This is a genomic window from Pseudomonas sp. 57B-090624, from assembly GCF_003234055.1.
Taxonomy (GTDB): Bacteria; Pseudomonadota; Gammaproteobacteria; order Pseudomonadales; family Pseudomonadaceae; genus Metapseudomonas; species Metapseudomonas tohonis.
This window is the reverse complement of sequence record NZ_QKRU01000001.1, coordinates 165,979-188,888: the sequence shown is the minus strand read 5'-3', so window position 1 is coordinate 188,888 and position 22,910 is coordinate 165,979. Positions and strand designations below refer to the sequence as shown.

At 67.7% G+C, this 22,910-nt stretch carries 21 protein-coding genes; 10 read left to right on the top strand and 11 right to left on the bottom strand.

From position 1 onward, the window contains the following. Positions 1 to 2: 2 nt before the first annotated feature. The 5 genes from DMX10_RS00900 to DMX10_RS00880 form a co-directional block, all read right to left on the bottom strand. Entirely contained in the window at positions 3 to 2,045 is a 2,043-nt protein-coding gene (locus DMX10_RS00900; RefSeq protein WP_111259326.1) for a GGDEF domain-containing protein, read from the bottom strand. After that, positions 2,042 to 2,920, bottom strand: coding sequence for an endonuclease/exonuclease/phosphatase family protein (locus tag DMX10_RS00895; protein ID WP_178082900.1), 879 nt, complete (start codon positions 2,918 to 2,920; stop codon positions 2,042 to 2,044). Before DMX10_RS00895 ends, DMX10_RS00900 begins: the two co-directional genes overlap by 4 nt. Before the next feature lie 21 nt (positions 2,921 to 2,941). Continuing rightward, complete coding sequence (locus DMX10_RS00890; RefSeq protein WP_111259325.1) at positions 2,942 to 3,571, bottom strand: thiol:disulfide interchange protein DsbA/DsbL; 630 nt, start codon at positions 3,569 to 3,571, stop codon at positions 2,942 to 2,944. Between the two features lie 153 nt (positions 3,572 to 3,724). Then, positions 3,725 to 4,330: a cytochrome c gene (locus tag DMX10_RS00885; protein ID WP_111259324.1), complete on the bottom strand. Its 606-nt coding sequence runs from the start codon at positions 4,328 to 4,330 to the stop codon at positions 3,725 to 3,727. Positions 4,331 to 4,383: 53 nt separating this feature from the next. Further along, positions 4,384 to 4,674, bottom strand: a complete 291-nt coding sequence (locus DMX10_RS00880) for a cytochrome c5 family protein (RefSeq protein WP_111259379.1) — start codon at positions 4,672 to 4,674, stop codon at positions 4,384 to 4,386. Between the two features lie 175 nt (positions 4,675 to 4,849). Between DMX10_RS00880 and yihA the strand changes: the two genes are divergently transcribed. Further along, complete coding sequence (yihA, locus tag DMX10_RS00875) at positions 4,850 to 5,497, top strand: ribosome biogenesis GTP-binding protein YihA/YsxC (RefSeq protein WP_111259323.1); 648 nt, start codon at positions 4,850 to 4,852, stop codon at positions 5,495 to 5,497. Between the two features lie 251 nt (positions 5,498 to 5,748). On the opposite strand, the gene polA is transcribed toward yihA, so the two are convergent. Then, on the bottom strand, positions 5,749 to 8,496 hold the full coding sequence (polA, locus tag DMX10_RS00870) for a DNA polymerase I (RefSeq protein ID WP_111259322.1): 2,748 nt from the start codon (positions 8,494 to 8,496) through the stop codon (positions 5,749 to 5,751). A gap of 77 nt (positions 8,497 to 8,573) precedes the next feature. On the opposite strand from polA, the gene DMX10_RS00865 reads away from it, so the two are divergent. Both DMX10_RS00865 and DMX10_RS00860 read left to right on the top strand, forming a co-directional pair. Further along, on the top strand, positions 8,574 to 8,858 hold the full coding sequence (locus tag DMX10_RS00865; RefSeq protein ID WP_111259321.1) for a DUF2782 domain-containing protein: 285 nt from the start codon (positions 8,574 to 8,576) through the stop codon (positions 8,856 to 8,858). 32 nt (positions 8,859 to 8,890) lie between these two features. Then, positions 8,891 to 9,841, top strand: a complete 951-nt coding sequence (locus DMX10_RS00860; protein ID WP_111259320.1) for a homoserine kinase — start codon at positions 8,891 to 8,893, stop codon at positions 9,839 to 9,841. Here the strand turns inward: DMX10_RS00860 and DMX10_RS00855 are convergent. From DMX10_RS00855 to DMX10_RS00840, 4 genes are all read right to left on the bottom strand, one after another. Continuing rightward, positions 9,838 to 10,917 (bottom strand): DUF4419 domain-containing protein, encoded by a 1,080-nt coding sequence (locus tag DMX10_RS00855; protein WP_111259319.1) that lies wholly within the window; start codon positions 10,915 to 10,917, stop codon positions 9,838 to 9,840. The genes DMX10_RS00860 and DMX10_RS00855 overlap by 4 nt on opposite strands. Before the next feature lie 398 nt (positions 10,918 to 11,315). Then, positions 11,316 to 12,005: an NrdJb gene (locus DMX10_RS00850; protein WP_178082903.1), complete on the bottom strand. Its 690-nt coding sequence runs from the start codon at positions 12,003 to 12,005 to the stop codon at positions 11,316 to 11,318. Between the two features lie 12 nt (positions 12,006 to 12,017). Further along, positions 12,018 to 14,153 carry an adenosylcobalamin-dependent ribonucleoside-diphosphate reductase gene (locus DMX10_RS00845; RefSeq protein WP_111259317.1) on the bottom strand — a complete coding sequence of 712 codons (2,136 nt, stop codon included), beginning with the start codon at positions 14,151 to 14,153 and terminating at the stop codon, positions 12,018 to 12,020. Between the two features lie 167 nt (positions 14,154 to 14,320). Then, positions 14,321 to 15,241 carry a zinc ABC transporter substrate-binding protein gene (locus DMX10_RS00840; protein WP_256604738.1) on the bottom strand — a complete coding sequence of 307 codons (921 nt, stop codon included), beginning with the start codon at positions 15,239 to 15,241 and terminating at the stop codon, positions 14,321 to 14,323. A 63-nt stretch (positions 15,242 to 15,304) separates the two neighbouring features. Here DMX10_RS00840 and DMX10_RS00835 point away from each other — a divergent pair, with 63 nt between their 5' ends. The 3 genes from DMX10_RS00835 to znuB are packed head-to-tail and all read left to right on the top strand — an operon-like array spanning position 15,305 to position 17,383. Then, complete coding sequence (locus tag DMX10_RS00835) at positions 15,305 to 15,805, top strand: Fur family transcriptional regulator (protein ID WP_111259315.1); 501 nt, start codon at positions 15,305 to 15,307, stop codon at positions 15,803 to 15,805. Further along, positions 15,802 to 16,605 carry a zinc ABC transporter ATP-binding protein ZnuC gene (znuC, locus tag DMX10_RS00830; RefSeq protein WP_111259314.1) on the top strand — a complete coding sequence of 268 codons (804 nt, stop codon included), beginning with the start codon at positions 15,802 to 15,804 and terminating at the stop codon, positions 16,603 to 16,605. Before DMX10_RS00835 ends, znuC begins: the two co-directional genes overlap by 4 nt. Further along, positions 16,598 to 17,383: a zinc ABC transporter permease subunit ZnuB gene (gene znuB / locus DMX10_RS00825; RefSeq protein WP_111259313.1), complete on the top strand. Its 786-nt coding sequence runs from the start codon at positions 16,598 to 16,600 to the stop codon at positions 17,381 to 17,383. Before znuC ends, znuB begins: the two co-directional genes overlap by 8 nt. On the opposite strand, the gene DMX10_RS00820 is transcribed toward znuB, so the two are convergent. After that, positions 17,380 to 19,026, bottom strand: coding sequence for a GMC family oxidoreductase (locus DMX10_RS00820; RefSeq protein WP_111259312.1), 1,647 nt, complete (start codon positions 19,024 to 19,026; stop codon positions 17,380 to 17,382). The genes znuB and DMX10_RS00820 overlap by 4 nt on opposite strands. A 201-nt stretch (positions 19,027 to 19,227) precedes the next feature. Here DMX10_RS00820 and DMX10_RS00815 point away from each other — a divergent pair, with 201 nt between their 5' ends. The 4 genes from DMX10_RS00815 to DMX10_RS00800 all read left to right on the top strand — a co-directional run bounded on the left by DMX10_RS00815 (position 19,228) and on the right by DMX10_RS00800 (position 22,807). Then, on the top strand, positions 19,228 to 20,064 hold the full coding sequence (locus DMX10_RS00815) for a PA5502 family lipoprotein (RefSeq protein ID WP_111259311.1): 837 nt from the start codon (positions 19,228 to 19,230) through the stop codon (positions 20,062 to 20,064). 244 nt (positions 20,065 to 20,308) lie between these two features. Further along, on the top strand, positions 20,309 to 21,316 hold the full coding sequence (locus DMX10_RS00810; protein ID WP_111259310.1) for a methionine ABC transporter ATP-binding protein: 1,008 nt from the start codon (positions 20,309 to 20,311) through the stop codon (positions 21,314 to 21,316). Continuing rightward, positions 21,316 to 21,981 carry a methionine ABC transporter permease gene (locus DMX10_RS00805; protein WP_111259309.1) on the top strand — a complete coding sequence of 222 codons (666 nt, stop codon included), beginning with the start codon at positions 21,316 to 21,318 and terminating at the stop codon, positions 21,979 to 21,981. Before DMX10_RS00810 ends, DMX10_RS00805 begins: the two co-directional genes overlap by 1 nt. Positions 21,982 to 22,036: 55 nt before the next feature. Continuing rightward, on the top strand, positions 22,037 to 22,807 hold the full coding sequence (locus DMX10_RS00800) for a MetQ/NlpA family ABC transporter substrate-binding protein (RefSeq protein WP_021219863.1): 771 nt from the start codon (positions 22,037 to 22,039) through the stop codon (positions 22,805 to 22,807). Positions 22,808 to 22,910: the final 103 nt, after the last annotated feature.

Below are 22,910 nucleotides of genomic sequence, written 5' to 3'. Positions count from 1 at the left end.
GCTCAGCCCAGCTCGATGCGGTTGCGGCCGTCGCGCTTGGCGCGGTAGAGCGCCTGGTCGGCGCGTTCGAACGCCTGGTCGTCCTTCTCGCCTTCGACGAAGGACACCAGCCCCCCTGACAGGGTGATGGTCACGGGCTCGCCCTTGAAGTGGAACGGGCACTGCTCGATGGCCCCGCGCAGGGTGTCGAGCAGTTGCTGGCCGCCCTCCAGGGGCGTGGCGGGGATCAGCAGGACGAACTCCTCGCCGCCGAAGCGGGCGATGAAGTCGGTCTTGCGCAGGCGCTTGGCGATCTCGCCGGCGATGATCTTGAGCACCTTGTCGCCGGCCAGGTGGCCGTAGTTGTCGTTGATGCGCTTGAAGTGGTCGATGTCCAGCACCGCCAGCAGCAGCTCGCCGCCGTAGCGCTTCCAGCGCGCCACCTCCAGCTCCAGGCGCTCGCTCCAGGCGGCCCGGTTGGGCAGGCCGGTGAGCGGGTCGCTGAGGGCTTTCTGCCGCTGCTCCTCGAGATGGTCACGGAAGGCGCTGGCCTCCTGTTCCATGGTCGCGACGCGGTCCACCAGCATCTTGAGGCGCCCGCCGACTTCTTCTTCGCGGGCGGCGCGCTGGCGCTGGTAGTCGTTCATGGTGCTGAGCAGGCCGTCGAGGCGCTTTTCCACGGCGCGCTTGAGGTCATCCAGGTCGGTGGCGTCCTGAACGCTGCTCTGCAGGTCGCTAACCTGCTCGCGCAACTGGTCGTCGAGTACGCGGGCGCTTTCCAGGGTCTCGCTGTAGCCCTCCTGGGCGGCGGAAATGGAGGCGACGAAGGCGACCAGGCGCTCGTTGAGCTGCTTGAGGTAGAGGGCGAAGTCACGGTGCTCGCTGTTGGTGACGGCCAGCACCAGCACGGCGAGGTCGTCCAGTACCGGCACCAGCTCGTACCAGTTCAGGCCGCCCTCCAGGCGCTCGCGCAGGGCTTCGCCCTGGGGCTTGTGGCGCTCGGGCAGGTCGAGCTCGTCCAGCAGGGCGCGCAGGCTGGCGGCGACGTGCGGCGCGACGGCGCTGTAGCCGGGCTCGGGCGGCATGGGCAGCGCATAGCCCGGGTCGCCTTCGCCGGTGAGCAGCGCGGCTGGCAGCGGCAGGCTGTCGAGGCGCGGGGACAGGCTCGGGCTCACGCCGCCGGTGACTGCGGTGACGGGCGCCGCAGGCGCTACGGGCTCCAGGGGCCCCACGGCATCGACCGCGACGGCGGCAGGCGCTACGGGTGCAGGCGCCGGGACAGCGGCCGGCGCGGCCTCGGCGGCGGCCTGGAGCGGGGCCGGTTGTTCGAGGGCCGCAGGGGTGGCCGGCGCTGGCTGGGCCACCGGGGCCTGGGCAGGCGCGGGTACGGGTGCGACGGCGGCCGGCGCGGCGGGTACGTCGTCGTCAGGCGTCGCAGCCGCTTGCAGCGCGGCGGGTGCGGGAACGGCCGGCGGCGGGGCCAAGGCTTCGCCACCCGGGAGCGGCGCGGCGGCCGCCTGGGGCTCGTCGGCGCTGTCGCCCTGGCCTCCGAACAGGCGCTGCAGCAGGCCGGGCTTGGGCGCGGCGGATTCGGCATTGACGATTTCGTCGAGGGCGCGCTGTTGCAGGCCGCTGAGCTCACCGAGGAGGGCGGGCATCTCCCGCGCCTGGCTGGCGCGCTCGTCGATGCGCTTGGCGAACTGCTTGAGGGCCTTGCGCACGTCACGCGGCACATCCAGCTTGAGCAACTGGTTGGTCAGCCCGGTGAGGGCGCCGACGTTCTGGTCGATGCGTTGCTGGCGGCGCTGCTCGGAGTCCAGCACGGCCTTTTCCAGGCGCGGGATCAAGGCGGAGAGGCCGGCGTCGATCTGGTCGCCACGGATGATCTCGCGCAGCTCCTGCATGCACTGGTCGACGGCCTTGTCGGTGCCTTCGGCGGCGAGGGAGCTGCGCACCAGGCCACGGCGCAAGAGGTCGAGGCGGGCGTCCCAGCGACGCTCCAGCTTCTCCTGCTGTTCGAGGCTCTGCAGGTACTTTTCTTTCCAGCGCTGGCCGTCGTCGCTCATGAAGGTGTTCCGTGGGGGGTGTCCACCAGGGCCGGCAGCGCATCCCCGGCGAGGGAGGCGGGCAAGCGGATGTCCACCGCCACTGGCAGGTGGTCGGAGATGGGTTGGCTGAGCACCTGCACGCGCTCCAGGGTGAGGCTGGGGCTGAGCAGGATGTGGTCGAGGCAGCGCTGTGGGCGCCAGCTCGGGAAGGTGGCCTCGACCTGCGGCGCGAGCAGCCCGAGATCACGCAGGGGCGAGGTCTTCAGCAGGTCGTTGGCGTGGGTGTTCATGTCGCCCATCAGTACCTGGTGGCGGTAGCCGCCGATCAGCTCGCGGATGTAGGCGAGCTGGCGGGTACGGGCCTTGGTGCCGAGGGCCAGGTGCATCATCACCACCACCAGCGCGTCCTCGCCCTCGCCGAAGCGCAGGAGGATGGCGCCGCGACCGGGCGGGCCGGGGAGGGGGTGGTCTTCGAGGCAGGTGGGCTGCAGGCGGCTGAGCAACCCGTTGCTGTGCTGGGCGATGCGCCCGAGGTTGCGGTTGAGCTGCTGGTACCAGAAGGGAAACGCGGCCAGGTGGGCAAGGTGCTCGACCTGGTTGACGTAGCCCGAACGCAGGCTGCCGCCGTCGACTTCCTGCAGGGCCACGAGGTCGAAATCGCCGAGCAGGGCACCGATGCGTTGCAGGTTGCTGGCACGGCCGGCATGGGGCAACAGGTGCTGCCAGCTGCGGGTCAGGTAGTGCCTGTAGTGGCCGGTGCTGATGCCGACCTGGATGTTGAAGCTGAGCAGCCGGAGGCGGCCGTCCTGGGGCAGGCCGCCGGAGTCGCAATGCGGGTTGACCTGCGGAGTCCGCAGGCCAGCGGTGCGATCGTTGCTCCAGCGGCGCAGCATCTTCGCTCTGCCGGGCGCCGCTTACTTCGCGGCGCGCTCCTTGGCGATGAGGAAGTCGGCAACCTGGGTGGCCTGCTCGGGGCCGCCGGAGGAGCCGATGTCGAAGCGGTATTTGCCGTTGACGATCAGGGTCGGCACGCCGGAGATCTGGTACGCCATGGCGAGCTTCTTGGCCTTCTCCATCTGGCTCTTCACGCCGAAGGAGTTATAGGCCTTGATGAAGGCGGCCTTGTCCACGCCCTGGCCAGCGAGGAACTCGGCCATCTCGTCGGGGGTGGAGAGCTTCTTGCCTTCCTTGTGGATGGCCTCGAACACCGCCTTGTGCACGGCGTGCTCGACGCCCATGCTCTCCAGGGTGATGAACAGCTGGCCATGGACGTTCCACACGCCGCCGAACATGGCGGGGATGCGCACGAAGTTGACGTCTTCGGGCAGCTTCTCGGTCCAGGCGTTCAGGGTGGGTTCGAATTGGTAGCAATGGGGGCAGCCGTACCAGAACAGTTCCACCACTTCGATCTTGCCGGGCTTGGACACCGGGACCGGGCTGCTCAGTTCGACGTACTGTTTGCCGGCCTGGATGTCCTCGGCCTGTGCGGTCATGCCGAAGAGGCTCGCACTGGCAAGAACGGCGGAAAGAATCAGGTTACGCATGCTTAACTCCTAAGCGGTCAGTATGGTTCTGCGGCGGGCCTTGCTTCGACCGATCGCGGTGCGACGGGTTCCGGCAATTGTAGCGGCGGAACCAATGAAAAAGGGTGGCCATGGCCACCCTTTTATTTACCGATTTCTACCGCTGGGTCGGACTCAGTGCAGACCCTGAATGTAGCTGGACACGGCTTCGATGTCCTTGTTGCTCAGCTTCGCGGCGATGGCGCGCATGATCATGCTGTCGCCGTCGTTGGTGCGGTTGCCTTCGCGGAAGTCGGTCAGCTGCTTGGCCACGTACTGGGCGTGCTGGCCACCCAGGTGCGGGAAGCCGGCGGCGGCATTGCCGGCACCGTTGGGGGAGTGGCAACCGGTGCAGGCGGGCATGCCTTCTTCCAGCTTGCCGCCACGGAACAGGGCTTCACCCCGGGCGACCAGCTTGGGATCGGCGGCGCCGACGCTGCCGGACTGGCTGGAGAAGTAGGCGGCGATGTCGGCCAGGTCCTGGTCGCTCAGGTTGGTCAGCAGGCCGGTCATTTCCAGCACTTGGCGGTTACCGGACTTGATGTCGTGCAGCTGCTTGAGCAGGTAGCGCTCGCCCTGGCCAGCCAGTTTCGGGAAGTTGGGGGCGGCGCTGTTGCCGTCCGGACCATGGCAGGCACCACATACGGCAGCTTTCGCCTGACCGGCTTTGGCGTCGCCAGCGGCGTGGGCCAGACCGGTGATGCCCAGGGTCAACAGCAGACTCACGAGTACTTTGTTCATCAGCTAATCCAATTACGGCTAAGGGTGAAAGAGTTAGCGCCGGGCTACCTTGATTATTGGCTCATCCACTGGATGACCGCTTGGTAGTCCTCGGCACTGCAGTCCATGCACAAGCCTCGGGGAGGCATGGCGTTCAAACCATTGGTGACGCTCTTGACCAGAGCATCGTTGCCCTTGGCCAGACGCGGCTCCCAGGCGGCCTTGTCGCCTTTTTTCGGCGCCATAGGCAGTTGACCGTTGTGACAGGCACCGCAGGCCCGGTTGAAAACCGCTTCCGGATCCTGGGCGGCCTGAGCGCCAAAGGCCAGCGCCGCAAGGCTTGCGACGAGTAGCACTTTCTTCATGATCAACCTCATCAGAGGGGCCCTGCCATGCGTTCTGTCGCGCAACGGTCAGTCCCGTGGACACTGAACCCTGGGGGATAAAGCGCACACTAAATCTGCGGCATTATATACTGGCGATGCTCAAACGGAAACGAAACAGCCCCCTGCGACACCGCGTCGCACCCGTGGACACCTCATGTCATTCAAGAACCCGATCATCGGCCTGTGCCAACAGGCCCGCTTTCTCATCAGTGCCGCCAAGGTCGACCAGTGCCCTCCCGACGAAGGCCTGGAAGTGGCGTTCGCCGGGCGTTCCAACGCCGGCAAGTCCAGCGCGCTGAATACACTCACCCACGCCAGCCTGGCGCGCACCTCGAAGACCCCGGGGCGCACCCAGCTGCTCAACTTTTTCTCGCTGGACGAGCAGCGGCGCCTGGTCGACCTGCCCGGCTACGGCTACGCCAAGGTGCCGATCCCGCTCAAGCAGCACTGGCAACGCCACCTGGAAGCCTACCTGAGCAGCCGCGAGAGCCTGGCCGGGCTGATCCTGATGATGGACATCCGCCACCCGCTGACCGACTTCGACCGCCTGATGCTCGACTGGTCCGCCGCCGGCAACATGCCCATGCACATCCTCCTGACCAAGGCCGACAAGCTGGCGTTCGGCGCCGCCAAGAACGCGCTGCTCAAGGTTCAGCAGGACATCCGCAAGGGGTGGGGCGAGGGCGTGACCATCCAGCTGTTCTCGGCACCCAAGCGCCAGGGCATCGAGGAAGCGCAAGCGGTGCTGGCCAACTGGCTGCAACTGGGCGAGGAATTCGAGCAGGTCGAGCCGGAGGCCTGAATCGCAGGCAAAAAAAACCCCGAGCTTCGTATGGGGAGGGGGAAGTTCGGGGTTCAAGTCTGAACCGCTAGGGCGGGGTCCAGATATCTGCCAACACTAAACACAGCAAAAGGAGCATCGAAGGCTTCACCAGCCATTCCCGAACTCTGACTCTGCGCTCAGTGGAAAAGTTCACCCTCTTTCTGAAATCCGTTCGTTATGAAGGCCTCCGGCGTTATGCGCCGGAGGCCTAAGCCAGGGCTGGCGCCGCCTCAGTGCGCCTCGTCCCAGTTGTCACCCACCCCGACTTCCACCAGCAGCGGCACGTCCAACTGCGCCGCGCCGCTCATCAAGGGGCGGATGGCCTCGCGCACCTGTTCCACCAGGTCTTCGCGCACCTCCAGTACCAGTTCGTCGTGCACCTGGAGGATGACCCGCGCATCCAGGCCGGATTCGCTCAGCCAGTTATCCACAGCCACCATGGCGCGCTTCATGATGTCGGCGGCGGTGCCCTGCATCGGCGCGTTGATCGCGGTGCGTTCGGCGCCCTTGCGCATGGCCTGGTTCTTCGAGTTGATCTCCGGCAGGTACAGGCGCCGACCGAACAGCGTCTCGACGAAGCCCTGCTGCGCCGCCTGCTCGCGGGTGCGCTCCATGTAGGCGAGCACGCCGGGGTAGCGGGCGAAGTAACGGTCGATGTACGCCTGGGATTGCTTGCGGTCGACGCCGATCTGCTTGGCCAGGCCGAAGGCGCTCATGCCGTAGATGAGGCCGAAGTTGATCGCCTTGGCGCTGCGTCGCTGGTCGTTGCTCACCTGCTCCAGCTCGACGCCGAAGACTTCCGCCGCCGTGGCCCGGTGCACGTCGCGGTCGTGACGGAACGCGTCCAGCAGGCCTTCATCCTTGGCCAGGTGAGCCATGATGCGCAGCTCGATCTGCGAGTAGTCCGCCGCCAGCAGCTTGTAGCCCTTGGGCGCGACGAAGGCCTGGCGGATGCGCCGGCCCTCGGCGGTGCGGATCGGGATGTTCTGCAGGTTCGGGTCGGTGGAGGACAGCCGCCCGGTGGCCGCCACCGCCTGGTGATAGGAGGTGTGGATGCGCCCGGTGCGCGGGTTGATCTGCTCCGGCAGCTTGTCGGTGTAGGTGCTCTTGAGCTTGCTCACGGTGCGGTACTGCATGATCACCTTGGGCAGCTCGAAGTCCTGCTCGGCCAGCTCCGCCAGCACGTTCTCGGCGGTGGACGGCTGGCCGGTGGCGGTCTTGGACAGCACCGGCAGGCCCAGCTTCTCGTAGAGGATGGCACCGAGCTGCTTGGGCGAGCCGAGGTTGAACTCCTGGCCGGCCAGCTCATAGGCCTGGCGCTCCAGCTCCACCATGCGGGTGCCCAGCTCGATGCTCTGCTGGCCGAGCAGCTTGGCGTCCACATAGGCGCCGTTGCGCTCGATGCGCGCCAGCACCGGCACCAGCGGCATCTCGATGTCGCGGAACACCGAAGCCAGCGAAGGCACGGCTTCCAGCTTCTGCCACAGCGCCTGGTGCAGGCGCAGGGTGATGTCGGCGTCCTCGGCGGCGTAGGGGCCGGCCTGCTCGATGGCGATCTGGTCGAAGGTCAGCTGCTTGGCACCCTTGCCGGCGATGTCCTCGAAACGGATGGTGCTGTGGCCGAGGTACTTCAGCGACAGGCTGTCCATGTCGTGGCGGGTCGCGGTGGAATCCAGCACATAGGACTCGAGCATGGTGTCGAACGCGATGCCCTGCATGAGGATGGGCGTCGAGGCGTTGGCCAGGACGTTCATGTCGTACTTGGCGTGCTGGCCGATCTTGCCCTTGGCCGGGTCTTCCAGCAGCGGCTTGAGGGCCTTGAGCACGGCGTCGCGGTCCAGTTGCTCGGGCACCCCCATATAGGAGTGGGCCAGCGGCACATAGGCAGCCTCGTGCGGGCTGACGGCAAAGGACACGCCCACCACCTGAGCCTGCTGCGGGTCGAGGCTGGTGGTCTCGGTGTCGAAGGCGAACAGCGGCGCGTCCTGCAGCTTCTTCAGCCAGGCATCGAACTGCGCCTGCTCCAGCACGGTTTCATAGCGGGTCTCGACCGCATCGGCCGGCGCTGCGGGCGGCGGCAGCGTCTCGCCGGCGGCCTTGGCCTGGCGCTGCAGGTCGTCCAGGCCGGTCTTGAACTCCAGGGTGCGGTACAGCTCGGTCAGGGCCTCCACGTCCGGCTCGCCGGGGTGCAGCGCCTCGATCTCGACATTCAGCTCGACGTCGCACTTGATGGTCGCCAGCTTGTAGGAGAGATAAGCCATCTCCTTGTGTTCTTCGAGCTTGGCCGGCAACCCCTTGGCACCGCGGATCGCCAGCTCGGGCACCTTGTCGAGGTTGGCGTAGAGCACGTCCAGGCCACCACCGACGCCGGTCAGCAGGCCCAGGGCGGTCTTCTCGCCGACGCCGGGCACGCCCGGGATGTTGTCGACCTTGTCGCCCATCAGAGCCAGGTAGTCGATTATCAGCTCAGGACCGACGCCGAATTTCTCTTTCACGCCATCGATGTCCAGCACGCTACCGGTCATGGTGTTGACCAGCGTAATGTGCCCGTCGACCAGCTGCGCCATGTCCTTGTCACCGGTGGAGATCACCACCGCACGGCCCAGCGCCGCGCTCTGCCGGGCCAGGGTGCCGATCACGTCATCGGCCTCCACGCCCTCCACGCACAGCAGCGGCAGGCCCAGGGCGCGAACGGTGGCGTGCAGCGGCTCGACCTGCACCCGCAGCTCGTCGGGCATCGACGGCCGGTTGGCCTTGTACTCGGCGAACATCTCGTCGCGGAAGGTTCCGCCCTTGGCGTCGAAGACCACCGCGAAGGGGCTGTCCGGGTACTGCTTGCGCAGGCTCTTGAGCATGTTCAGCACGCCCTTGACCGCACCCGTCGGCAGGCCGGCGGAGGTGGTCAGCGGAGGCAGGGCATGAAAGGCACGGTACAGGTAGGAGGAACCGTCCACCAGGACGAGAGGGGCTTGGCTCATGCGTGAATTCAACCTTTATTCGCCGGACCCGCAGTAGAATGGCCCGATCATTGACGATAAGGGACAAGGTTACCACCATGCGCGCCATCAACCGCCTGTTGCTTGCCAGCCTGCTGGTCGTCGCACCGGCCGGCGTATTCGCCGCCGACGACGCCCCCTCTGCCGAGCCCGACGTGACCATCCGCCAGGACGGCGACAAGACCATCCAGGAATACCGCGTCAACGGCTTCCTGTACGCCATCAAGGTCACCCCCAAGGGTGGCAAACCCTATTTCCTGGTCCGCGCAGACGGCGACAGCAACTTCATCCGGTCGGACAACCCGGACATGCTGATCCCGCAGTGGGAAATCTTCAGCTGGTAAGGCCGCCGTGCCGGCCGTAACAAGGTAGTCCAATGTCCGTTTTCACCCCGCTCGAACGCCCTGAACTCGAAACCTTCCTGGCCCCCTACGGGCTGGGGCGGCTCAAGGACTTCAAGGGCATCGCCGAAGGTTCGGAGAACAGCAACTTCTTCGTCAGCCTGGAGCAGGGTGAATACGTGCTGACCCTGGTGGAGCGCGGCCCCAGCCACGACCTGCCGTTCTTCATCGAACTGCTCGACGTGCTCCACGACGCCGGCCTGCCGGTGCCTTACGCCCTGCGTACCAGCGATGGCCAGGCCCTGCGCGAGCTGGCCGGGAAGCCCGCCCTGCTGCAGCCCCGGCTCGCCGGCAAGCATGTGCGCGAAGCCAACGCGCACCACTGCAGCGAAGTCGGCGCACTGCTGGCCCGCCTGCACCTGGCCACCCGCGAGCACCCCATCGAGCGCAAGAGTGACCGCGGCCTGGACTGGATGATCAAAGAAGGCCCATCCCTCGCCCTGCAGCTGGATGAGGCCGCGCTGCCTCTATTGCGTGACGCCCTGAAGGAAATCGCCGAGCTCAAGCCGCGCATCATCGCCCTGCCCCGCGCCAACCTGCACGCCGACCTGTTCCGCGACAACGTGCTGTTCGACGGCCCGCACCTGGCCGGGCTGATCGACTTCTACAACGCCTGCTCGGGGCCGATGCTCTACGACCTGGCGATCTGCCTGAACGACTGGTGTTCCGACGACGAAGGCCGCCTGGACGCCCAGCGCGCCCGTGCCCTGCTTGGCGCCTATGCCGCCCTGCGCCCCTTCAGCGCCGCCGAGGCGGAACTCTGGCCGGCCCTGCTGCGCATCGCCTGCGTACGCTTCTGGTTGTCGCGCCTGATCGCCGCCAACGCTTTCGCCGGCCAGGACGTGCTGATCCACGACCCCGCCGAGTTCCAGCGCCGCCTGGCCCACCGCCAGAACGTGCACCTGCCGCTGCCCTTCGCGCTCTAGCCGGAAGGCTCGTCCACCACCGCCCAGCCGAACGCCGGGTACAGCGCGCCGTCCACGTCGCGCTGGGCCACGCCGAACAAGCCGCCCACCAGGCGGGCATTGCGCTTCGTGCCGGTGGTGAATTCGTCGATCAGCAGTACCGCACTCACCAGGCTCTTGGGGATGGCCTGCAGGCCCGGCCCCTGGGCCTGGTCCGCCATCAGCCAGTCACCGCTCAGCGCCATCACGCCAGCCCGCTCGAAGCGCACCTGCCAATCCCCAAGGTAGGGGTTCGGTCGCAGCGCGTCGGTGGCCGTGTCGACGATGTAGGGGAAGAGCGTGAGGATCCAGCCCGTCAGCTCCGACGGGCCCGAACCGCTGCGATAGCGGAAGAAGGACTCCCAGAAGGCGCGATCCACCTCGCCGGCCGCAGTGCGGGCGATCGCCTCCAGCACCGGCTTCAGGCTCGCCACCCAATGGCCCAGCCCGTACCCCTCCAGGGCAGTGAAACGCTCGATGATCAGGCGCCAGTCATCCTCGCTGCCCTGCAGCTCGATCTCGGGGATGCCGCAGCCGGCCAGCATCTCGTAGTCGAAGTAGCCGCTGAAGGCATCCATCCAGCACAGCGAGAAGGCGGCGCTCTCAATGGGGCCGGTGGTGGAGAAGGCCGTGGCGATGAAGTCGGAGAACGGCGGGATCTCCCCGGCGATCTGCCGGGAGAAATCACCGAACAGCTCGACCCAGCGGCTGTTATCGGCGAAGGGGTAGTCGGGGCAGAACACCGTCAGCGTCTTCTTGCCCTGGTGGCCCACCAGGTCGGGCCGCAGCTGCTCGCCATGCAGGGCCATATGGTTGGCGAAGCCCTGGGCAATGCAGAACCAGATGTCGTCCGGGCGGATCACCAGCGGGTGATGCCCATAGAAGGCACGGCACGCGGCCTTGGCGAAGGCGTTGCAGTTGTCCTCCTCCAGCAGCTCGCAGGCCATGCAGTCCAGCGCCTCCACCGGCCGGTTGAGCAACGTGCGCATGACGGTATCGGCCGGCAGGCGTGGATAAGGGGCGCCGTGTTCAACATCCGAAAGGGTGAAGCGGATCATTCGGGTTCTCCCTGAACCTGGAAAAGCGCCATGGTGCCGGTTTGCCGAAAGCGGTGCAGCTACCTACATCCGACTCTGGAGCCACGGAAGGGCACGGATAGAGGGCAGATGTAGCCTGGGCTTCAGCCCAGGAAATGCGCGCGAAGGCGAAGCATGCTTGTCCGTGTGAAGGTAGAGCCCGCTGTGGACGTCCCTGTCGGTGCTCCGCTGCCTCGGTTCGACCCCGGCCCGGCCATCCTTGGCCGGGCGTTCGCCGGCGCAACGCATGCTTGTCCGAGGAAAGGTAAAGCCCGCTGTAGACATCCCTGTCGGTGCTCCGCTGCCTCAGTTCGACCCCGGCCCGGCCATCCATGGCCGGGCGTTCGCCGGCGCAACGCATGCGTTGCGAAAACCCCGGCTCACCCACATTTCGAATGCCCGCAGTTGAGGCAGGTGGCGCAGCCGTCCATCTGCACCACGGCCTGGGTGTTGCACTTGCCGCAGAGCTGGGAGCCGGGCGGGAAGCCTTCGCCGGGTTCGGCGGTGCTGGTGCCCAGGCTGGCCTCGTAGGCGGCGCGTTTCTCGGCGAGGTAGAGCTTCTGCTCCTCGTCCAGTTGCTGGCCTTCCATCAGGCCGATGGCGATCAGGTGGCGTTCGAGCACCGCGCCGATCTCCGCCACCAGCGAGGGCATGTAGATGCCGCCGCGCTTGAGGTAGCCACCGCGCGGGTCGAACACCGCCTTCAGCTCTTCCACCAGGAAGGTGCAATCACCGCCCTTGCGGAACACCGCCGACATGATGCGGGTGAGGGCGACTATCCACTGGAAGTGCTCCATGCCCTTGGAGTTGATGAAAATCTCGAAAGGCCGGCGCTGCTCGTAGGCCGTGCCGGGGTTGAGCACCACGTCGTTGATGGTCACGTACAAGGCATGCTCGAACAGCGGCGACTTGATCTTGTAAGTGGCACCCACCAGGGTTTCCGGGCGCTGCAGGGTCTCGTCCATCTGCACCACGGCAGCGGCTTCCTCGGCGGCCAGGCGCACGCGCTCGGCCTCGACGTCAACCACCTTGAAGCCCTTGATCTTCTGGCTGATCTTCACGCTCATCACTGCCTCCGCCAATCAGTACTTGCCGTAATAGCCTTCTTTCAAGGCGTCGAAGAGGTTGGCGGCGCTGTGCAGCTCGCCGTCGTACTCCACCTGCTCGTTGCCCTTGAGCTCCACTACGCTGCCGTCCTCGAGTTCGAAGCGATAGCGGGTCTTCTCCAGGTCCGCGTCCTTCACCAGCACGCCCTGGAAGGCCGCCGGGTTGAAGCGGAAGGTGGTGCAGCCCTTGAGGCCCTGGCGCCAGGCGTAGCGGTAGATGTCCTTGAAGTCCTCGAAGGGGTAGTCGGTGGGCACGTTGGCGGTCTTGGAGATGGACGAGTCCACCCACTTCTGCGCGGCCGCCTGGATGTCCACGTGCTCGGCTGGGCTGATGTCGTCGGCAGCGACGAAGTACTCCGGCAGCTTCTGCGCCGCGGCCTCGGCGCCCGGCACGGCGTGGGCGTTGACCAGGGTGCGGTAGGCCAGCAGCTCGTAGCTGCACACCTCGATCTTTTCCTTGGTCTTGCGCCCGGGGCGGATCAGGTTGCGCGAATAGGCGTGGGCGAAGCTCGGCTCGATGCCGTTGGAGGCGTTGTTGGCCAGGCTCAGGCTGATGGTGCCGGTGGGCGCGATGGAGCTGTGGTGGGTGAAGCGTGCGCCGACCCGGGCCAGCTCTTCCACCAGCTCCGGTGCGTACTCGGCGATGCGCTGCATGTAGCGCGAATAGCGCGCATGCAGCAGGCTGCCGGGCACCTCGTCGCCCACCTTGAGGCCGTCCGCGGCCATCTCCGGGCGCTTGCGCAGCATCTCCGCGGTCACCGCGAAGCGCTGGGCCAGCAGCGGCGCCGGGCCTTTCTCTCGGGCCAGCTCCAGGGCCTGCTGCCAGCCCACCAGGGCCATCTCGCGGGCCACTTCCTCGGTGAACACGCAGGCTTCCGGGCTGCCGTAGCGCAGGCGCAGCAGGGTCAGCGCCGAGCCCAGGCCAAGGAAGCCCATGCCATGGCGGCGCTTGCTGGTGATCTCCTCGCGCTGCTGCGCAAGCGGCAGGCCGTTGATCTCCACCACGTTGTCGAGCATGCGGGTGAAGACCTTCACCACCTCGCGGAAGCGGTCCCAATCGAAGCGCGCATCCTCGCTGAAGGGCGCCTCGACGAAGCGGGTCAGGTTGATCGAGCCCAGCAGGCAGGAGCCATAGGGTGGCAACGGCTGCTCGCCGCAGGGGTTGGTGGCGCGGATCGCCTCGCACCACCAGTTGTTGTTCAGGTCGTTGACCCGGTCGATGAGGATGAAGCCCGGCTCGGCGTAGTCGTAGGTGGAGACCATGATCATGTCCCACAGGTGCCGCGCCTTGAGCCGGCCATAGACGCGGCAGGCCACCAGAGCGTCCTCGCGCACCTGGTAGCCCTCGTGCACCGGCCACTCGCGCCAGACCACCTGCCCGGGGTCGCCCAGGTCCACCTCGCCCAGCTCCTTGGCGTGCACGGGGAATACCAGGGGCCAGTCGTCGTCGGTCTCCACCGCCTGCATGAAGCCATCGGTGATCAGCAGGCTGAGGTTGAACTGGCGCAGGCGCCCGTCCTCGCGCTTGACCCGGATGAACTCGCGCACGTCCGGGTGGCTGACGTCGAAGGTGCCCATCTGCGCGCCCCGGCGGCCACCGGCGGAGCTCACGGTGAAGCACATCTTGTCGTAGATATCCATGAACGACAGCGGCCCGCTGGTATGCGCGCCGGCGCCGGAAACATAGGCGCCGCGCGGGCGCAGGGTGCTGAATTCGTAGCCGATGCCGCAGCCGGCCTTGAGGGTCAACCCGGCCTCGTGGACCTTGGCCAGGATGTCGTCCATGGAGTCGTGGATGACCCCGGAGACGGTGCAGTTGATGGTGGACGTGGCCGGCTTGTGGCCCAGGGCGCCGGCGTTGGAGATGATCCGCCCGGCGGGGATGGCGCCGTTGCGCAGCGCCCAGAGGAAGCGTTCGTACCAGTGCTCGGGGTCGTTTGCCTCGACCTCGGCCAGGGCCTTGGCGACCCGCTGCCAGGTGTGGTCGAGCGTGGCGTCGACCGGGGTGCCGTCCTTGTGCTTGAGCCGGTACTTGCTGTCCCAGATGTCTTCGGACGCGGCCTGCAGGGCGATGCCCTCGCGCGCCTGGATCGTGGTGCCTGTCTTGGCCATTCGCCGGAACCTCCTGTCGTCTGGATGAACCTTTGGAAGGGGCTCACCCTATCAACATGTAGTGCCAGTTCGATGACGCATATCAACATCTTGTGTCACCGCCGCAAAACCCTCGGTGACACCTTAGCCGTCGGCACGCTCCTGCGCCGGGCGTTCCGTCCGATCCTTCAGAGCTTTTCCAGGCAGCCCGCCAGGCCGGTGCCGAGGTTCTCCAGCAGCGCTTCGTAGCCCCCCGCGTCCAGCGGCGCCTGCATGCCCAGGGCATCCAGTTCGGCCAGGCGCACCGGCAGCCCGGCGGTCAGGGTTTCGGCCAGGCGCGGGCGCACCGGCGGCTCGTTGAACACGCAGCTGGGGCCGGCCTTTTGCAGCCGCGCGCGCATGGCGGCGACGTGGCGGGCGCCGGGCTGCACCTCGGCGGCGACGCTGAAGACCCCGGCGTGGCGCAGGCCGTAGGCGGCTTCGAAGTAGTCGAAGGCCTCGTGGAAGACGAAGAACGGCTTGCCGGCGACGGCGGCCATGCGTGCCTTGAGGCGCGCATCGAGCAGGTCCAGGCGTTCGCCGAAAGCGTTCAGGTTGGCCTGGTAGCGGGTGGCGTTGGCCGGGTCGGCGACGGCCAGGTCGGCGGCCATGCGCGCGGCGATCACCCGGGCGTTGGCCGGCAGCAGCCAGAGGTGGGCGTCGAGGGAGCCGGGGCGGTGGTCGTGGTCGTGCTCGTGTTCATCCTCGGCCCCGTGCTCATGCTCGTCGTGGCCGATGGCTTCGAAGTGGCGCAGGGTCATGCCGGGCAGGGACTGCACCGCCACCGATGGCTTGCTGCGGCCTTCCAGCACGCGGGGGAGGAATCCTTCCAGGTCGGGGCCGACCCAGTACAGCAGGTCCACCTCGCGCACGCGCCGCACGTCGGAGGGGCGCAGCGCGTACTGGTGCGGCGAGGCGCCCGGGGGCAGCAGCACCTCGGGCTGGCCGACGCCGTCCTGCACGGCGGCGGCGATCAGTTGCAGCGGCTTGATGCTGGCCAGCAGGCGCACGTCGGCCTGGGCCGGAAGGGCCAGGCAGGCGAGGAAAAGAAGGGGCAACAGACGTGACACGGGAACAGACTCCGGCTCGAAAGCGTAATAGAATAACGTCTCTTTGCCCGGACGTCGCCGCCCATGCTCAAGCCCATCAAGACCAAAGCCCCCCTGGCCTGCATGCCCCACGACCATTCCCATTGCGTGCGTGATGCACTGGCCGAAGCCGAGGTGCTCTGCGCTCGCGACGGCCTGCGCCTGACCACCCTGCGCAAGCGCGTGCTGGAGCTGGTCTGGGCCAGCCACAAGCCGCTGGGCGCCTACGACATCCTCGGGGTGCTCACCGAGGAAGACGGTCGCCGCGCCGCGCCGCCCACCGTCTATCGGGCGCTGGATTTCCTCCTGGAAAACGGCCTGGTGCACCGCATCGCCTCGCTCAACGCCTTCGTCGGCTGCAACCACCCGGGCGACGCCCACCAGGGCCAATTCCTCATCTGCCGCGAATGCCAGACCGCCATCGAGCTGGAACAGCCGACCATCAGCAACGCCATCGTCGCCAGCGCCCAGGCCGTGGGCTTCGCCGTCGAAGGGCAGACGGTGGAGATCGTCGGCCTCTGCGCCACCTGCCGGGAGGCGGCATGAGCGATCCGCTGATCCGTCTCGACGGCGTCGGCGTCAGCTTCGCCGGCCAGGCGGTGCTGCAGGACGTCGGCCTCAGCCTCAAGCCCGGCGAGATCGTCACCCTGATCGGCCCCAACGGCGCCGGCAAGACCACCCTGGTGCGCACCGTGCTCGGCCTGCTCAAGCCCGAGCGCGGCAGCGTCTGGCGCAAGCCGCGCCTGCGCATCGGCTACATGCCGCAGAAGCTCCAGGTGGACGCGACCCTGCCGCTCTCCGTGCTGCGCTTCCTGCGCCTGGTGCCGGGGGTGGACCGCGACGCCGCCCTGGCCGCGCTCAAGGAAGTGGGCGCCACCCACGTCATCGACAGCCCGCTGCAGAGCGTTTCCGGCGGCGAGCTGCAACGGGTGCTGCTGGCCCGCGCGCTGCTGCGCCAGCCCGAGTTGCTGGTGCTGGACGAGCCGGTGCAGGGCGTCGACGTCGCCGGCCAGGCCGAGCTCTACCGCCTCATCACCCGCCTGCGCGACCGCCTCGGCTGCGGCGTGCTGATGGTCTCCCACGACCTGCACCTGGTGATGAGCACCACCGACCAGGTGGTCTGCCTGAACCGCCACGTGTGCTGCTCCGGCCACCCCGAGCAGGTCAGCTTCGACCCGGCCTTCGTCGAGCTGTTTGGCCAGGACGCCAAGAGCCTCGCCGTCTACCACCACCATCACGACCATGCCCACGACCTGCATGGCGAGGTCGTGGCCACCCCCACCTTCCCCGAGGGCACCCGCTTCACGCCCGTCCACAAGCACGGCCCCGACTGCAACCATGGCTGATTTCCTCGTCAACGCGCTTCTCGCCGGCCTCGCCCTGGCCCTGGTGGCGGGCCCGCTCGGCTCCTTCGTGGTCTGGCGGCGCATGGCCTACTTCGGCGACACCCTGTCCCACGCCGCCCTGCTGGGCGTCGCCCTGGGCCTGATGCTGGATGTCAGCCCGACACTGGCGGTGACCGTCGGCTGCGTGCTGCTGGCCGTGCTGCTGGTCACCCTGCAGCAACGCCAGCCGCTGGCCTCGGACACCCTGCTGGGCATCCTCGCCCACAGCACCCTGTCCCTCGGCCTGGTGGCCCTGAGCTTCATGAGCGAAGTGCGCATCGACCTGATGGGCTACCTGTTCGGCGACCTGCTGGCGGTGAGCCCCACCGACCTCGCCTGGATCCTCGGCGGCAGCGCCCTGGTGATGCTGATCCTCGTCCCGCTGTGGCGGCCGCTGCTGGCCATCACCGTGCACGAGGAACTGGCGCGGGTGGAAGGCCTGCCCGTGGCGGCCATCCGCCTGGCGCTGATGCTGCTGATCGCCGTGGTCATAGCCGTGGCCATGAAGATCGTCGGCGTGCTGCTGATCACCTCGCTGCTGATCATTCCCGCCGCTGCCGCCCAGCGCCATGCGCGCACCCCGGAGCAGATGGCCGCCGGTGCCAGCCTGCTGGGCCTGGTGGCGGTGTGCGCCGGCCTGGCGCTGTCCTGGTTCAAGGACACCCCCGCCGGCCCCTCCATCGTCGTCTCGGCGGCGGCGCTGTTCCTCCTCAGCTTCGCCCTGCCCAAGCGCGCCTAGCCGCTCACCACCTGCGCCACGGTCGCCTTCGCAGCGCCCGTGGCCGCGTCTTCCAGGATCATCCGCGCCGCCTTCTCGGCGATCATCAGGGTCGGCGAGCAGGTGTTGCCGGAAACGATGGTCGGCATGATCGACGCGTCCACCACCCGCAGCCCCGGCACCCCGTGCACCCGCAGGCGCGCGTCCACCACCGCCTCGCGGCCCTGGCCCATGCGGCAGGTGCCCACCGGATGGAAGATGGTGGTGCCGATGTCGCCCGCCGCCTGGCGCAGCTCCGCCTCGCTCTGCAGGGCCGCGCCCGGCAGGTACTCCTCCGGCTGGTAGCGCGCCAGCGCCGGTGCGCCGGCGATGCGCCGGGTCAGGCGGATGGCGTCGGCGGCCACGCGCAGGTCCTCGTCCTCGCTCAGGTAGTTGGGCTGGATCAGCGGCGCCGCACTGGCCTCGGCGGCGCGGATATCCACCCGCCCACGGCTGGCCGGGCGCAGGTTGCACACCGAGGCGGTGAAGGCCGGGAAGGCGTGCAGCGGCTCGCCGAAGCGCTCCAGCGACAGCGGCTGCACGTGGTATTCGAGGTTGGCGCGGTCCTGCTCCGGGCCGCTGCGGGCGAAGGCGCCCAGCTGGCTCGGCGCCATGGCCAGCGGGCCGCTGCGGCTCAGCAGGTAGCGCAGGCCCATGCCGGCCTTGCCCCAGAGGCTGCCGGCCAGCTGGTTGAGCGTCGGCACGCCGCTGACCTTGAAGATCAACCGCAGTTGCAGGTGGTCCTGCAGGTTGCCACCGACGCCGGGCAGCTCGTGGTGCACGCCGATGCCCAGCCCTTCCAGCAACGGGCGTGGGCCGATCCCCGAGCGCTGCAACAGGGTGGGCGAGCCGATGGCCCCGGCGCTGAGGATCACCTCGCGGGCGCGGAATTCCCGGGCCTGGCCCTGCCAGCGAGCCAGCACGCCCCGGGCGCGGCCGTCCTCCAGCAGCACCCGCTCGGCCTCGACGCCGGTACGCACGGTGAGGTTGGGGCGCTGGCGCGCGGGGCGCAGGTAGGCCTTGGAGGCATTCCAGCGCACCCCGGAGCGCTGGTTGACCTGGAAGTAGCCGCAGCCTTCGTTGTCGCCTGTGTTGAAGTCCTCCACCGCGGCGATACCGGTTTCGCCCGCCGCCGCGCGGAAGGCGTCCAGCAGGTCCCACGACAGCCGCTGGCGCTCCACCCGCCATTCGCCGCCGGCGCCGTGGTGCTCGGAGGCGCCGCCGTGGTGGTCCTCGCAGTGCTTGAACAGCGGCAGCACGTCATTCCAGCCCCAACCCGGGTTGCCCAGCGCCGCCCAATGGTCGTAATCCGCCGCCTGGCCGCGCATGTAGATCATCCCGTTGATCGACGAGCTGCCGCCCAGCACCCGCCCGCGCGGGTAGCCCAGGGCGCGGCCGTTGAGGCCCGGCTCGGCCTCGGTGCGGTAGCACCAGTCGGTACGCGGGTTGCCGATGCAATAGAGGTAGCCGACGGGGATGTGGATCCAGGGGTGGATATCGCGGCCCCCGGCTTCCAGCAGCAGGACCCGATGCCGCCCGTCGGCCGAAAGCCGGTTGGCCAGCAGGCAACCGGCGGGGCCGGCACCGACGATCAGGTAGTCGTAGTGGCTGTTGTCAGGCTGCATCGGAACCTCGCCAGAGCGTGTAATTGTTGTCGTTCACCATGGTAGGGAAGCCGCCGCAGAAATACAGGACGAACGGCGAACGGCGCGCGGGCCGCCGGGTCTGATAGCACGCAGATGGCAAAAAAGTGGCCCCGACTTTTGTCCTGCCCGGTCGCGCAGTGTAGAATTGCGCGTTTTTTGAGCAACACGAGACTTGCAGGAATGATGCTGTTCGCAACCCGATACCTTCCCGTTATCGCGATTTCCCTGCTGTTAGCCGCGTGCCAGAGCAAACCGCAGGTGGCCAGCCTGCCCACCGACGATTTGGTCACCAGTTTCCGTCAACTGGACCTGAGCCTGAACAACGGCCAGTTGGCCGATGCCGAGACCCAGCTCAAGGACCTCCAGCAGCGCGCCGCCGGCGACACCCGCCTGGAGCAGTACCAGCGCCAGCTCACCGAAGCCTGGCTGAAGAAAGGCCAGGCCGCGCTGCAGCAGGGTGACCTGGACACCGCCACCACCGCCCTCAGCCACGCCCGCAGCCTGATGCCCCAGGCACCGGCGCTGACCACCGGCCTCGACGGCGCCATCGCCCAGGCCCGCGCCAGCGAGCTGGACCGCGCCGAGCAGGCCCGCACCGCCAGCGAGCAGGCCGCCGCCAAGGAAGTCGCCGCCCGTACCGAGCAGGCCCGCCAGCAGCGCCTCGCCCTGGAGCGCCAGGCCGCCGAGGCCGCCAAGCTGGTGGCCATCCCGGCACCCGTGGCCCAGCCGGCTGCAGCCGCCAAGCCCGTGCGCCGCGTGGCCAACCAGGTAGCGCTGCCGATGCTCGACAACGACGACAACGAGCGCCTGCGCAGCCTGCTCGACGCCGTGGCCGCCGACGTGGTCGCCTTCGACTGCGGCGTGCGCCTGCAGGTGCGCGAAGCCAAGCAGTACCCCTGGGTCGTGGCCCTGCTTTCCGCCCGGGTGAAGAAGCTCGACCCCAGCTACAAGCTGCGCGTGGACCACAGCATCGACCCCGCCAAGGTGCCGAACCTGGTGCTCAGCCCGAAAAGCTGAGGCCCCGGCCAGCGCGCGCCGGGCTCCACCCGACCTAGGTCACGCAACGCCGATCCCTAGGGCGGGTGGAGCCCGCGTTCACCCCCGCCATGGCGTGACGTTGGCGGGACGCGCGCACCTCCATTCTTATTCCAACTGGCTATAGCCATAGGCCGACAAAGATTTTCGGCGCCTATGCGTGAACAGGTAAACTAGCCGGCTTTTTAGGCCCACCCGGCCCCCGAGAACCCACAAGGTTTCCCCCGTGATCGAATTCCATGACGTCCATAAGGCGTACCGCGTCGAACGCCGCGAGATTCCGGCCTTGCAGCCCACCGACCTGCGCGTCGAGCAGGGCGAGGTGTTCGGCCTGATCGGCCACTCCGGCGCCGGCAAGAGCACCCTGCTGCGCCTGATCAACCGCCTGGAAGAACCCAGCGGCGGACGCATCGTCATCGCCGGCGAAGACGTCACCGCCCTCGATGCCGAAGGCCTGCGCCGCTTCCGCCAGCGCGTCGGCATGATCTTCCAGCACTTCAACCTGCTGTCCTCCAAGACCGTCGCCGACAACGTCGCCCTGCCGCTGAAGCTGGCCGGCGAGCTGTCCCGCACCGAGATCGACGCCCGCGTCGCCGAGCTGCTGGCCCGTGTCGGCCTCAGCGACCATGCGAAGAAGTACCCCGCCCAGCTTTCCGGCGGCCAGAAGCAGCGCGTCGGCATCGCCCGCGCCCTGGCCACCCAGCCGAAGATCCTGCTCTGCGACGAGGCCACCAGCGCCCTCGACCCGCAGACCACCGGCCAGGTCCTGCAGCTGCTGGCGGAGATCAACCGCGAGCTGAACCTGACCATCGTCCTCATCACCCACGAGATGGACGTGATCCGTCGCGTCTGCGACCGCGTCGCGGTGATGGATGCCGGCGTCATCGTCGAGCAGGGCCCGGTGGCGGATGTCTTCCTCCACCCGCAGCACCCCACCACCCAGCGCTTCGTCCAGGAAGACGAGCAGGTGGACGAGGGCGAGCAGCGTGACGACTTCGCCCACGTCCAGGGCCGCATCCTGCGCCTGACCTTCCGCGGCGAGGCCACCTACGCGCCGTTGCTGGGCACCGTCGCGCGCCGCACCGGCGTCGACTACAGCATCCTCGCGGGGCGTATCGACCGCATCAAGGACACCCCCTACGGCCAGCTCACCCTGGCCCTCACCGGCGGCGACATCGAGGCCGCGCTGACCTGCTTCCGCGAAGCGGACGTGCACCTGGAGGTCCTGCGCTGATGCAAGAGCTCATCGCCAACATCGACTGGTTCGAAATCTGGCTGGCCAGCCTGGACACCCTGCTGATGCTCGGTGGCTCGCTGCTGTTCACCGTGCTGCTGGGCCTGCCCCTGGGCGTGCTGCTGTTCCTCACCAGCCCGCGCCAGCTGTTCGAGAACCGCGCCGTCTACAGCCTGCTGTCGCTGGTGGTGAACGTGCTGCGTTCGCTGCCCTTCATCATCCTGCTGATCGTGATGATCCCCTTCACGGTGTTCATCACCGGCACCTCCCTGGGTGTCGCCGGCGCCATTCCGCCGCTGGTGGTGGGCGCCACGCCGTTCTTCGCGCGCCTGGTGGAAACCGCCCTGCGCGAGGTGGACCGCGGCATCATCGAAGCCACCCAGTCCATGGGCGCCACCACCCGGCAGATCGTGGTCAACGCCCTGCTGCCGGAAGCGCGCCCGGGCATCATCGCCGCCATCACCGTCACCGCCATCACCCTGGTGTCCTACACCGCGATGGCCGGCGTGGTGGGTGCGGGCGGCCTGGGCGACCTGGCCATCCGCTTCGGCTACCAGCGCTTCCAGACCGACGTCATGGTGGTCACCGTGGTGCTGCTGCTGGTGCTCGTCCAGATCCTGCAAACCATCGGCGACAAGCTGGTGGTGCATTTCTCGCGCAAGTGAAAGGATGGCCGGCGTCCACCCGACCCGGCCCTCGCATTCCCATAAGGAGCGTTCCATGAAAAAACTGCTGGTGGCCGCTGCCGCCTTCGCCGCCCTCTCCGCCCAGGCCGACACCCTGACCGTGGCCGCCACCCCGGTGCCCCACGCGGAAATCCTCGAATTCATCAAGCCGCAGCTGGCCAAGGAAGGCGTGGACCTGAAGATCAAGGTCTTCACCGACTACGTGCAGCCCAACGTGCAGGTGGCCGAGAAGCGCCTGGACGCCAACTTCTTCCAGCACCAGCCGTACCTGGATGAGTTCAACAAGGCCAAGGGCACCCAGTTGGTGAGCGTCGCCGGCGTGCACATCGAGCCCTTCGGTGCCTACTCCACCAAGATCAAGAAGCTCGACGAGCTGCCCCAGGGCGCTGCGGTGGTCATCCCCAACGACGCCACCAACGGCGGCCGTGCGCTGCTGCTGCTGGACAAGGTCGGCGTGATCAAGCTGAAGGACAACACCAGCATCACCGCCACCCCCAAGGACATCGCCGAGAACCCCAAGGGCATCAAGGTGCGTGAACTGGAAGCGGCCACCCTGCCGCGCGTGCTGACCCAGGTCGACCTCGCCCTGATCAACACCAACTACGCCCTGGAAGCCAAGCTGAACCCCACCAAGGACGCCCTGGCCATCGAAGGCAGCGACTCGCCCTACGTGAACATCCTGGTGTCCCGCCCGGACAACAAGGACAGCGCCGACATGCAGAAACTGGCCAAGGCCCTGCACAGCCCCGAGGTGAAGCAGTTCATCCTCGAGAAGTACAAGGGCGCCGTGGTCCCGGCGTTCTGATCGCTTCCCGGTCATGAAGAAGCCCGCTCATCGAGCGGGCTTTTTTGTGGGCGCTGAACGGCGTCGATCAACACCGTAGGGCGGGTGAAACCCGCGTGTGCAC

Coding starts and splice junctions, on each gene's coding strand:
- znuC (WP_111259314.1), top strand. CDS start 15,802: ATGAGCGATCCGCTGATCCGTCTCGACGGCGTCGGCGTCAGCTTCGCC.
- DMX10_RS00865 (WP_111259321.1), top strand. CDS start 8,574: ATGCGCGCCATCAACCGCCTGTTGCTTGCCAGCCTGCTGGTCGTCGCA.
- DMX10_RS00900 (WP_111259326.1), bottom strand. CDS start 2,045: ATGAGCGACGACGGCCAGCGCTGGAAAGAAAAGTACCTGCAGAGCCTC.
- DMX10_RS00880 (WP_111259379.1), bottom strand. CDS start 4,674: ATGAAGAAAGTGCTACTCGTCGCAAGCCTTGCGGCGCTGGCCTTTGGC.
- DMX10_RS00885 (WP_111259324.1), bottom strand. CDS start 4,330: ATGAACAAAGTACTCGTGAGTCTGCTGTTGACCCTGGGCATCACCGGT.
- znuB (WP_111259313.1), top strand. CDS start 16,598: ATGGCTGATTTCCTCGTCAACGCGCTTCTCGCCGGCCTCGCCCTGGCC.
- DMX10_RS00820 (WP_111259312.1), bottom strand. CDS start 19,026: ATGCAGCCTGACAACAGCCACTACGACTACCTGATCGTCGGTGCCGGC.
- DMX10_RS00815 (WP_111259311.1), top strand. CDS start 19,228: ATGATGCTGTTCGCAACCCGATACCTTCCCGTTATCGCGATTTCCCTG.
- DMX10_RS00800 (WP_021219863.1), top strand. CDS start 22,037: ATGAAAAAACTGCTGGTGGCCGCTGCCGCCTTCGCCGCCCTCTCCGCC.
- DMX10_RS00890 (WP_111259325.1), bottom strand. CDS start 3,571: ATGCGTAACCTGATTCTTTCCGCCGTTCTTGCCAGTGCGAGCCTCTTC.
- DMX10_RS00845 (WP_111259317.1), bottom strand. CDS start 14,153: ATGGCCAAGACAGGCACCACGATCCAGGCGCGCGAGGGCATCGCCCTG.
- polA (WP_111259322.1), bottom strand. CDS start 8,496: ATGAGCCAAGCCCCTCTCGTCCTGGTGGACGGTTCCTCCTACCTGTAC.
- DMX10_RS00835 (WP_111259315.1), top strand. CDS start 15,305: ATGCTCAAGCCCATCAAGACCAAAGCCCCCCTGGCCTGCATGCCCCAC.
- DMX10_RS00895 (WP_178082900.1), bottom strand. CDS start 2,920: ATGCTGCGCCGCTGGAGCAACGATCGCACCGCTGGCCTGCGGACTCCG.
- DMX10_RS00860 (WP_111259320.1), top strand. CDS start 8,891: ATGTCCGTTTTCACCCCGCTCGAACGCCCTGAACTCGAAACCTTCCTG.
- DMX10_RS00805 (WP_111259309.1), top strand. CDS start 21,316: ATGCAAGAGCTCATCGCCAACATCGACTGGTTCGAAATCTGGCTGGCC.
- DMX10_RS00855 (WP_111259319.1), bottom strand. CDS start 10,917: ATGATCCGCTTCACCCTTTCGGATGTTGAACACGGCGCCCCTTATCCA.
- yihA (WP_111259323.1), top strand. CDS start 4,850: ATGTCATTCAAGAACCCGATCATCGGCCTGTGCCAACAGGCCCGCTTT.